Origin of the sequence: uncultured Bacteroides sp., assembly GCF_910585845.1 — a bacterium.
In the GTDB taxonomy this organism is placed as follows: domain Bacteria; phylum Bacteroidota; class Bacteroidia; order Bacteroidales; family Bacteroidaceae; genus Bacteroides.
The window spans coordinates 17118-28160 of record NZ_CAJUHF010000045.1 but is presented as its reverse complement, the minus strand read 5'-3'; the positions used below and the strand labels follow the sequence as shown (position 1 = coordinate 28160).

The 11043-nt window shown below is 50.2% G+C and carries 10 protein-coding genes and 1 pseudogene; 1 reads left to right on the top strand and 10 read right to left on the bottom strand.

Annotated features, from left to right (window positions below; translation table 11 throughout):
* Positions 1 to 75 precede the first annotated feature (75 nt).
* Positions 76 to 402 carry a PAS domain-containing protein gene (locus QZ323_RS11555; RefSeq protein WP_294634847.1) on the bottom strand — a complete coding sequence of 109 codons (327 nt, stop codon included), beginning with the start codon at positions 400 to 402 and terminating at the stop codon, positions 76 to 78.
* 321 nt (positions 403 to 723) lie between these two features.
* Here QZ323_RS11555 and QZ323_RS11550 point away from each other — a divergent pair, with 321 nt between their 5' ends.
* Positions 724 to 1122: an FKBP-type peptidyl-prolyl cis-trans isomerase gene (locus QZ323_RS11550; protein WP_294634846.1), complete on the top strand. Its 399-nt coding sequence runs from the start codon at positions 724 to 726 to the stop codon at positions 1120 to 1122.
* A 134-nt stretch (positions 1123 to 1256) separates the two neighbouring features.
* Here the strand turns inward: QZ323_RS11550 and QZ323_RS11545 are convergent, their stop codons facing one another.
* The 9 genes and pseudogenes from QZ323_RS11545 to QZ323_RS11500 all read right to left on the bottom strand — a co-directional run bounded on the left by QZ323_RS11545 (position 1257) and on the right by QZ323_RS11500 (position 10988).
* Positions 1257 to 1427: a hypothetical protein gene (locus tag QZ323_RS11545; protein WP_294634845.1), complete on the bottom strand. Its 171-nt coding sequence runs from the start codon at positions 1425 to 1427 to the stop codon at positions 1257 to 1259.
* Between the two features lie 88 nt (positions 1428 to 1515).
* Positions 1516 to 1860, bottom strand: coding sequence for a hypothetical protein (locus QZ323_RS11540; protein WP_294634844.1), 345 nt, complete (start codon positions 1858 to 1860; stop codon positions 1516 to 1518).
* A gap of 94 nt (positions 1861 to 1954) precedes the next feature.
* A complete protein-coding gene (locus QZ323_RS11535; protein WP_294634843.1) occupies positions 1955 to 2770 on the bottom strand; it encodes a carboxymuconolactone decarboxylase family protein in 816 nt (271 codons plus the stop codon).
* 19 nt (positions 2771 to 2789) lie between these two features.
* A complete protein-coding gene (locus tag QZ323_RS11530; RefSeq protein WP_294634848.1) occupies positions 2790 to 3803 on the bottom strand; it encodes an alpha/beta hydrolase in 1014 nt (337 codons plus the stop codon).
* Positions 3804 to 3874: 71 nt separating this feature from the next.
* Positions 3875 to 4555, bottom strand: coding sequence for a dihydrofolate reductase family protein (locus tag QZ323_RS11525; RefSeq protein WP_294634842.1), 681 nt, complete (start codon positions 4553 to 4555; stop codon positions 3875 to 3877).
* A gap of 101 nt (positions 4556 to 4656) precedes the next feature.
* A complete protein-coding gene (locus QZ323_RS14465) occupies positions 4657 to 5463 on the bottom strand; it encodes an aldo/keto reductase (protein ID WP_363175062.1) in 807 nt (268 codons plus the stop codon).
* Positions 5464 to 5585: 122 nt separating this feature from the next.
* On the bottom strand, positions 5586 to 8318 hold the full coding sequence (locus QZ323_RS11510) for a transglutaminase domain-containing protein (RefSeq protein WP_294634841.1): 2733 nt from the start codon (positions 8316 to 8318) through the stop codon (positions 5586 to 5588).
* Between the two features lie 175 nt (positions 8319 to 8493).
* On the bottom strand, positions 8494 to 8907 hold the full coding sequence (locus tag QZ323_RS11505) for a DUF2141 domain-containing protein (protein WP_294634840.1): 414 nt from the start codon (positions 8905 to 8907) through the stop codon (positions 8494 to 8496).
* 147 nt (positions 8908 to 9054) lie between these two features.
* Positions 9055 to 10988, bottom strand: a pseudogene (locus QZ323_RS11500) (TonB-dependent receptor plug domain-containing protein).
* Positions 10989 to 11043 lie beyond the last annotated feature (55 nt).

The following is an 11043-nucleotide window of genomic DNA, read 5'->3' as shown; positions in this document are numbered from 1 at the left end:
GTCTAAACTGACGGGCTAATTCTTCGTATCCTTTGTTCTCGCTGAATAGTTACAATTGAGCTTGCGAAACTTAAATTATCTTATATAGTGCGGCATCTCTTCGGATATCTCCATCGAAATCTCTACCAACCCGCGGACTACTCCGTCCTGTTTCCATGCCGTCTGATAAATCATTTTCCGGACGCCGTTCTTCTCGATGGTATAAGCATTCACACCGCCCGTCTCCAGCAGTTCGCGTATCTTTGCCTGCGACTGGGGATTGTGGCAGTCGAAGAGGTTCTTGCCTATCAGGTCGCCGTGTTTGGCAAACGTGCGGCATGCTTTTTCGTTCATATACAGGATGATTCCTTCCGTGTCGCACACGGTTACGGCACAGTTCATTTCATTAGCCCATTCGTACATAGTCTTCTTATTCTATTATTGGTTCAAATCAGTTATATACATATTAAAACCTGTTTAAATACTCTTCAAGAAGTTTTTTATTCAGGTTCATAATCTAACTCAACAAAGATAAGTGTTTTCAATGAAACGATAGAGGGATAGATACGATTTTATTAATTCCGTAGTAACGTATAAGGTTCTTTCTCACAAAAGTAAACAATCAAGATGTTTTCTTGAGAAACAGTCATATCCTCCTCATTTGATTATCAATAAAAAACTTCATACCTTTGCCCACCCTAACTTCAGTAGGCGTATACATATCCATCTAAACAACATCTATTTATGAGTAAACAAGATTACATACAAGCCAACAAGGACTGGTTGGCAGCTAAGGCAAAGGAAGAGGACGTAAAGGCTCTTCCGAAAGGGATTTATTACAAAGTGATAAGCGAAGGGAAAAATGACGGGAAGCACCCTACTCCACGAAGTATCGTCACCGCCCACTATACCGGATGGACCATCAATGGCAAGAAGTTTGACAGTAGTCGGGGCGGAACACCTATCGCTTTCCGGTTAAACGAACTGATCGAGGGCTGGATTATCACCATGCAGCAAATGTGCATCGGAGACAAATGGGAGATTTATATTCCCGCCGAAATGGGATACGGTAAGTTCTCACAACCGGGCATCCCCGGAGGTTCGACACTGATATTCGAAATAGAACTGATAGGAATAGCATAGACATGATTTTGTCGGCATCATCTTCTCTATCATTATTATCAAAATGACGAAAAGAGATGCCGACAGTTTCCGTACGGAATTTATAAAATGATCTTTAATATCCTAACTTATTGATCCAAGTACGGATAATTTTCTCATCGGCTCGATTGAGTAGACATCCCTCTTTCCAATTCGTTATTGTCGTCTTTTACCGGATTATCAGGCGTATCGGATATTTTCATCCACATTTCATTGTCTCCATTACTATATCCCACAAAAGCTACCACCGGAACAAACAACATCAAAAACATAAACATATTTTTCATATCACAACTTTTTATTCCATATAACTTATTATTTCGTATAACCTATTTCTTTCAACCATTCCGTTATCATCAAGTGGCCATCAGAGGTTTAGGAAGAACGAATCCAAAAACTCGGAGTCAGGAAAATTCCATTGGGAATTAACCGTTTGGCATCCAACTCTACATTACTGATGCCGCTACTCGCACTTGATACAATCAAACCAATCCGCTTACCTGCCATCTCCACACCATGATTGAACAAGAAAATTTGCAACGGAGCCGCCATATTGCTCCACCAAAGTGGAACCGCCACAATAATAGTATGTTGCCCCAGCTCATCCGAATTTTCAGGGAGTTCCATCGGAGGAGTATTTACAGAATCGTCATCAGGAGAACAGGCGTTCAATCCCATTACAATGGACATAACAAAAAGAAAATACAAAAACTTTTTCATATTCATTTTCTATAAAGATAGAAGTAATGTTTCACAACGTATTTACTAAAAGAATCAATCTATATTGTTCCAAGGATTACCTCCGACATACAGTCTATTTCAGTTTATCGTACTCTTCATCAGCCACTGGTTCGAGCCATTCATTGGATGTTTTTTCTCCAGAAACCTCAAATGCGAGATGTGCAAACCAACTATCGGCCGCTGCACCATGCCAGTGTTTCACACCTGCGGGAATATGAATGACCGTACCGGGAAGAATCTCCACCGCCGGTTTACCTTCCTCCTGATACCAACCACGGCCAGCTACACCAATAAGCATCTGCCCGCCACCCTTTGTTGCACGATGAATGTGCCAGTTGTTGCGGCAACGAGGCTCGAACGTGACATTAGCAATAGCAACTTGTTCCGATGAAATGCGGGCAAAATAGCTATTTCCGATAAAATATTTGGCATACGCCGTGTTCGGTTCACCGATAGGAAAAATCATCTCGCGCTGAAATGCCGCTTTGGCATCCTCGCTATTTGTATCTTCCGCCCACACGTCTTTGGCCAGACGGAATGCTGCCCATGCTTTCGGCCACCCCGCATAAAACCCGATATGCGTGATAATTTCAGCAATTTCAGTACGGGTAATACCGTTTTTCTTCGCTTCCTGAAGATGAAAGCCCAGTGAACTGTCGGTGATGCCCTGGCTGATGAGTGAGGTAATTGTCACCAAACTGCGGTCACGAAGACCAAGTTTATCAGTACGGCTCCACACTTCACCAAAAAGAATATCATCGTTAAGTTCCGCAAATTTGGGTGCGAATTCGCCTAACTGGTCGCGCCCGGCTGTTTGTACAATCTTTTCTTGTGCCATAATATTGAATGTTAAAATACTAAATAGTGAGATTAAAATAATTCTGTTCATGATTCCTTATTGAATGAAGTTATTGAAGATTTTCGTTAAAAAAGTCACTTATCCTATCGAACGGAATCATATCGAGGTTGTCATAAAGGTCGGTGTGATTCGCTCCAGAGACAATCAGCAATTCCTTGTTATCACCTGTCAGCTGCTTATAGGCATCCTCGCTGAAATAGCGTGAATGGGCGTTCTCTCCATACACCAGAAGTACGGCACTGCGTATCTCACCGATATAGGTAAGCAAGGGCATGTTGATGAAGGAGAGTACCGCAGTTTTATTGATACCTCCGTTGGAGTTAGGTGAGCGGCGGTGATAACCACGTTCCGTTTTATAATAATCGTGATATTGCATGACAAAGAGAGGCATATCGTCAGTCACAGTCTCCACCACGCCGCCGTCGCGCTCGTAGCTACCGTTTCGGTAATCTTTCGTACGCTGCTCATTGAGAACCTGACGAAGTTTGTAGCGCGCGTCTATGTTGTCATTGGCATCGAAGTATCCGTTGGCATTTACACGGCTCATATCATACATGGTGGAAGCCACTGTAACTTTGATACGCGTGTCGTTGGCTGCGGCATTCAAGGCGAAACCGCCCCAACCGCAAACACCAAGAATCCCGATACGTTCTGCATCCACATCGGTACGTGTGAGTAAGTAATCGACTGCCGCACTGAAATCCTCCGTACTGATTTCCGGTGATGTCAGGTTGCGCGGCTCTCCGCCACTCTCGCCATAGAACGAAGGATCGAAGGCTATGGTCAGAAAACCACGTTCGGCAAGCGTCTGAGCATAGCGTCCTGATACCTGTTCCTTAACAGCCCCATAAGGTCCGCTTACGGCTATGGCGGCTAAGGCTCCTTGCACGTTTTTCGGTTTGTAAAGATCGGCGGCAAGTGTGATGCCGTAACGGTTATGGAAAGTGATTTTACTGTGTTCCACCTTATCACTTTGAGGGAAAGTCTTATCCCATTCCTGCGTCAATTCGATAGTTTTCATATCTGTAGTTTTTTTATGGTCTGCCATGCATGAAGTCATCATACCTGAAATACTTAATAGCATAACAAACGCGAGTTTATTCATATCCATAATAATATTCATAATCATGTACTTTATTTTTTCACGCTATAGCGTAACCAAACAATATCCGTGTCCCATTTTTCCACACTTTCCAATTTCAATCTATAAGGATTACAATCGGCCTTTTTTATGCCGTCGAACATGGCAGTCTGCCCCTCTCGTCCATCGATACCGGGAGCTACCATCACGCTCACTTCATCCAACAGTCCGGCTTCGGCGAATCCGCCACAAATATGTCCCCCACCAACGATTGCCAAACGTTTTACGCCAAAATGTTCATAAAGCAATTCCATCGCCTTAGACAAGTCGATGCGTTCTTTGCCTGTTGCAATCCATGAGATACCCTGCAAACGAAGTTTCTCTAAATAGCTTTCGCTGACTTGCTCACTAACGATACAGAGTATCGGATACCCGTCTGCTTCATCAGACTGCCAATGCAGCTTTCCATAAGTATCGACGACAATGGTATATTCTTCCGACTGACGGGCAATGTATATGGACTCGTATCCGATGGGCACACCTGCTTCTGGCATAGTCTCTTCTTTTACAGCAGTACATTCAAGGGCAGTGGTAACACGTCCGGAAAGTTTAGAACAAAGTCCAAGCTTTTCTAAAGCAATATAATATTCGTTTGTGCTCAACTGACTGACCATCGGACAGTCGATACGACCATCGACCGAGGTCATCATGTGACTGATAATGTAAGGTTTCATATTTCTTTGGTGCTTATTTTAAATAACGATGCAAAGATAAGGTTACCTTAGAACCTGAATGGTAGACAGATTACAGATAGAATTACCCCTTTTACTGAATATCAACGTCCTACCTGTCGCTGCTGTTCGGCATTGTAACGATCGCCTACGACAGGAATGGCGGCAACTGCCGTTTCGAGCTCGTGCCACTCTTCAACGGTAAGAGTAAAATCAAGCGTGCGTAGGTTCTCTTCCAGATGAGAGAATTTGGTTGTACCGGGAATCGGAACAATCCACGGGGCTTTCTGCAACAACCAGCCAAGAGTTACCTGTGCCGAGGTCATACCGTGAGTGCGACCGAATTGTTGTAGCACGTTCACGATACGCGTATTGGCACGTATCGCCTCCGGCTGGAAACGTGGCAAGGTCTGACGGTTATCGTTTGTAGGGTCGACAAAATCGAACAGGGAGGCGTAGAGGGTCCTGTCCGTGTTGAGCAGGACATAAGTTCCCTCTATCATTTTCAACTTCAGCACCTCGTCGGACGGTTGTACTCCCGCATCGAAATAGGGAATCACCGACTCGAACAGGCTGCGGATATCGGGGCGGTCGTGTGGCAAGACGCGAAGACTTGCTTTCTCCCGTTTCGATTCTGTGGGAATATCCTTTCTGTGGAGTGTCTGGTAGAACTCACGCAGAAAGGATTTCGTAAACTTCAGTACGATGGAGCGGTAGGGATACTCCTTGTCGGCATGTTTCTGCAACCACATCCGGTTGTCGCGCCGCATGAAGGCGCACTCTCCCGGATGTAATATCGTCTTCCTGCCGCGTTCTTCGATTTCAAGTTCGCCGGAACAGAGATAGATAAGCGTATGTTCCCGATTCTCGTGGGCACAGCCGCAGTCGTCGGTGAAAAAGATCGCTATCAGGACGTTCGAGCAGTCGAATAATTCAGTTGTTCCATATCAATCGTTATTTGAGGCAAAGATAATGGGTTAGAGACACTTAGGCTTTGCTGACAGGATCATTTTTTATTAAAGGATATATGACCTTACAATCCATTTACAGTCTTCATCAGTTGTTCGCCCAGACCAATGGTATATCCTTGTGAGACGAACACCACGCGATTGAACGTATCGGCGATGATGAAGATGGGCAGACTGCTCTTGTTCTTCAATTTCATGGCATCGGCTATCTGGGCTGCGATGTTGTCCGTATCTATACCATATATGATGGTGGAGGGCATGTCGGGGAAGGATTCTTTGACGAACTTCCCTGCCTGAGCCTCATCGGGGAAAAGCAGTACGAGCGGACGCCCCCATTGCTCCAGCTCTGCCTTGTAGGCGGCAATATCGCGCAAGGCATGGTTGGTGGGTTCTTGATTGACGCCCAGTATACCGACCACAAAGTAACCGCGGCCGCAGGCTTGCAGGAGGCTTTGACGGGGGGAAGCGCCTCCCCTACCCATTGTCGGGACGAAAAGGGATTCGGAATTGAAGGTTCCGATGACTTGCACATCGTCTTTGCTCTTGCGCATCACCAAGTCGGTTTTCGTTGTCTTCTGCGGTTCGATGGTGAAGGAGGAGACGCGGGAGAGCACTGCACCGCTGGCAAGGCGCGTACCGGTGACAAGCAGATAGTTTCCAGCATCCAGTGCAGTTCCTTCTTTCAGGAGGCTGTTCCACGTGGTACCGCTACCCATGTCGGCATCGCCTTCGTCATAGTTGAGCAGTTGCAGGCATCCTTGGGGGGTGATTTTGGATATCGTGAAGTGGGAATAATATTTCGGATTGTCCAATGCTTTGATGGGACGGTATCCGGCTATAAGTTTGCCGTTCTTCGGGAGCGGTTTCTTCGTGGAATGAGAGGCAGAAGAGATATCGGAAACAGCACCGGAGACAGGAGTTGAATCAGAAACGGAGTCCAACTCCACATCCACGGCGCCTTCGTCTGTGATCAGTTGCACCTTACCGGTCACTTCGTCAATGCGTGCCGGAATGCCCAGGCTGCGTGCTATTGACACAAAGAAGATGTCGCGGCTGTGGGCATCCGCCACGCGTGCCTGCCAGACACCGGCGGGAGAGATGGCAGGGGCGCCTAGGTTGCAGTCTTTCTCGACGCGGATGTTCGTGGAGACCCATGCGGCAAGGCGGAAGGGGTCGGCAAGGTAGGCTTGTTCGTCTTCCTTGGAGATGGCTTGGCTGAAGAAGGTCTTGTAGGGGGTGAGCTGTTCGTGGCTCACGCGCGGGTTGAGCACATACTTGCGGTAGTGGACAGCGTTGGTGGTGCGCACGTGGGAGAGCATGTTTTCCAGCAACACGTCGAGGGTGACATCGCGCAGGTCTTTGGCGGAAAGTTGTTGCAGCAGGTGGATGCCGGTCTTCTTCGAGGCTTTGGAGCGCAGGCGGGAGAGGAAGTCAGCAATCACACGGTGGTTGCCGCGGGAGGCAACAAGCAGTTTCGAGACGATGTCGGCATCCAGTTCATATTGCGTGGCAAGGCGACGGGCTGCGTCGGGCGAGGGGAATGTAGAGACGTAGGCGTTGCGGATGGAGTCTTCCTGCGCAAGGCGGCGGGAGTTTTCGGCACGCTGTTCGGCGGTGACGGGAGGCAATTCGGCGCTTTCGACTGGGGGAACGACGTCGAGGTCGAGAGTATAGGCGGAAGCAGGAGTTTTGTCCAAGACGATGCGCAGATCGGTCTGCTTGCCGAAGGAAAGCTTGGAGAAACCGAAGCTGCCATCCTTGGATGCCCACACGAGCATGTCGCCACAGCCGGCGGTGAGTGAGCAGGTACCATCGGCGGCGGTCTGCTTGGAAGCGACGGTGTAGAACTCGGCGTAGTTGTAGAGCTTGAAGTCGACTTGTGCGCCGGCGACGGGACGGCCCTGGAGGTCGGTGACGGTCACTGTGGCTTGGGCGGTGGGGGCGTAGTTGCTGATTACGTTGATTTCGGTATAGTTGGGGGTGACGGACATGACTTCTTCCGTGCCTTCGTAGCGGCCGAAGACTTTGGTGTGCATCAGCATGCCGCGGCTGGCGGGGGCGTTGAACCAGCCAAGGTTCAGGACGGGTTCGGGTTCACAGGCACCGAGGAAGTACCACTGACCATCCGCCCAGGCTTCTACCCAGGCGTGGTTGTCGTCAGTATGCGCCCATCGGGGAGTGTAGACCTGACGCGCCGGAATGCCGACGGAGCGGAGGGCGGCAACGAGCAGGGTGGACTCTTCGCCACAGCGGCCGTAGGCAGTGCGGACGGTGGCAAGGGGCGAGCTGGTGCGAGCATCGGAGGGGGTATAGACGGCTTTCTCATGACACCAGTGGTTAACCTCGAGGATGGCGTCGTAGAGGGAAAGGGTACGTACGCGGTCTTTCAGTTCACGATAGAAGACGACGCGTGCGCTGTCGAGAGGTTCGTTGTTCACCCGCGCGGGGAGCACGAAGTGGCGGAAGAGGATTTCGGGAATGGTCTTTCCCCAGGGCATCTCTTCGGCAGCACGGCGGGAGGCGCGGATGTTTGTCAGGTGGAACTGCGGGGAGTAGTCGGTGATGTCTGCCAAGGGCATGTAGGCGTAGAGGAACGAGAGGGCTTCGCGCTCGTAGGTGGTCAGAGACTTGTCCGCCAACGGGGCGAAGAGGGCGTCCTGACGAAGCATCGCTTGCTTCTGTTGCAGGTCGGCTGCAACGCGCGAGCGGTAGGATTCGTCGGTCAGGAAGTGAGATTCACAAGAGGCGAGCAGGCAGAGCAGCCAGCAGACGAAGAGAAAGGAGGCAACAGGTTTCATAATGTATGTCTATTATTTAAGTTTCGAGAGCAATAGATACAGTAGCTGAAGGAACCGGTCGGTTCGGCTGCTTCAACTACTATAGCTATTATAGTACTATTATATATAATAAGGTGTAAACCGCTATGATATATAATAAAGTGTGAGACGCAAAGTTAGGGAATTATCCGGGAAATCAATGCAAATGGACCACTAAAATGGTGTCGGCAGAGAAGGTAAAACTGCATTTCTCGTAGGACGGGGGGCCCATGATGCCGGTAGCGTCGTTACTGAAGCCGTACTTCTCGACGGGGATACCAAAGGCGGCAGTGTCGAGGTGTCCGTTCTCGTTCTCGTCCTGATAGAGGGAGAGGGCGTAGGTGCCTGCGGGAAGACCTTTGCAGGGGATGGAAAGCACGGTATCTTTCACTTCGACCACGAATCCGGCAAGGGGTTTCTTCATGAACGTCGACGGGGAATCGTAGATGGCAACGTAGAGTTTTCCGGCTACTTTTTCGATACCGTGCACTTCGAGAGTCAGATGTTGGGCTGACAGGCTTTGAGCGGAAAATGCCAAAGCGAAAGCAAAAATGAGGATAGATGTTCTCATGTTCATTGTTGTTTTTAAAATTGGGTTATTAAAGTTATTAAAAAGGGGTATAGATGTTACTGCTTAAGACATCCGCATGTCACTGCTTAAAACATCAAGATGTCTTCTCATGAGACATAAACATGTTTTCAATGGAGGCATATCGGTTCAGAAATTGGACACGTCGTATGCCGCCTTCTTGCCTATCGTAATAAAGGCGCCGATGTAGAAGAAATGGTCGCTGGAGGCACGTATGGGTATGCCTTCCACCTTCCCGAATTCGTTCTTCCGACAAAGGATGTTCGTGGCGGAGGCATGCAGGATGACTTTCTTGCTCGGCAGGAAGGTCAGCCCCAGGTCGAGACTGTTGTAGGGCTTCGTCTCATCGTTCATCAGTCCCGGCAAAGCGGGATTATGATAAGGCCGTCCGCTGCTGAAACGCTCCGTCAGCCCGACAACCGTACGGAGGCGGGGAAGGGAATATTTCAGCACCACGGACGCATTATGCCGGGTGGCATACTGTGGAACCGTCAGCTCCGGATAATCCTGATACTTCCGCTTGGAGAGGTTGTAAGTATAAGAAAGCCGATATTCCAAATTCCGCACCAGCGCACAGTCATCGTAGAACAAGTCAATACCTTTGCTATACCCATATCCGTCGGACGACAACCACTCCGCCCACTCCATCGTCCCCTGGCCTATCCACGCCAGACGGTCATACCTCTTATAATACGCCTCCGCCTTGCAGAAACGCTCCTCCCCCCAAGCTGCACGCCCAAGTTATACTGCACGCACGACTCCGACCTCAGTCTCCCGTCCTGAACCAGCAGCCTGTCCGTAGGCAACTGTGTCCACCGTCCCGCCGTGGCAGAGAACACGACATCCCCCAGATAATAATTGACAGAGAAGCGGGGAGAGAAGGTCGCCTGTCGGTTCAGCGAGGTGTATTCCGTGCGGAAAGAGAGTTCCGTCTTCAGCTGCTCCACTGGATAGCAGGTGGCGGAGACGAAGGCGGCACCGACAGTGGGATTCATCCTCCGGCGGACGCCCGGCGCACCCGCGTCCGGCATCTGATAACGGTTCGCGTAGCAACGGACGAAGTTTTCCAGCCCCATGTCCAGACGGAACGTCGAAGCCAGCCGCTTGCAGGCTTTCACCTTGAGGTGAAGCTCTTGCCGGCGCTCCATCCATACGTCACCGGAAAGCGATACGCCGCGTATCTTCTGCTCCGTGAAGCCGTATGCCGCTCCGGCAAACCAGTTCCATCCGCCCGAAACGGACTTGCGGAAGGTGGCGTTGACGTAGATATTGTCCTCGCCCAAACCAAACAGGCGACGTGCCTGCGTTTGCTCTTTGTTGGCAGAGAAAGCCTGTACTGCGTCATCAGCATGCATCTCCCCCTCATAATTGGAGAAGTCCGTACGGTCATAACCGAAATAAATCTTGAAGAGCGTCGCCTCGTCCGGATGATAGCGGAACTGCGTCGAGACAGTCAGCAGACGATAGGGATCCTTAAAGTCCGTCCGCCCCGAATAGATGCGGTCGTACACGCAGAGATCTTGATAATCCAGATTCACCGAGAGCGACCCTCTGCCAAAAGCCCGCGTTCCTCCCCCGCCAAAACCTACCGTAGAGGCGTTGACACCCAGTTTGTTCACCGGACTCCTGTCCTTCGTCTCCAAAGGCAACACCGCCGAAAGCGCCTGCCCATACTCCAAAGGAGCACCACCCGACTCCAGACTGACCCCGCTGAACATGAACGTAGAATAGCGTCCACGCGCAGGCGAGTTGATCCCCGTCGACGTGTAAGGGTTCAGGACGTGCATGCCGTCCATGTAGGTCTGCGTCTCGCTACTGCTTCTGCCACGCACCAGCAAGCGTCCGCTTTCGCCCTGCACCTGCGTACTAGGTAACGTTTGCAGGGCACGGTACAAGTCTCCGTTCGCCCCTCCCACCGTCACCAGTTCCACCGGATGCATGTCGCTCCAACGGCTGTTTGCCACCGGCGTCCGCTTCCCCTTGACCACTACTTCCGCCAAGCCGATGCTGTCATGGAATAGTTGCAGCAGGACGGTGTCCGCTGCCGTAGTTTGTGAGGCCAGTTCCTTTTGCTGGGCTGATGATTGCGGTGCCGCAGGCTGCGGTATCGTCGTCTGT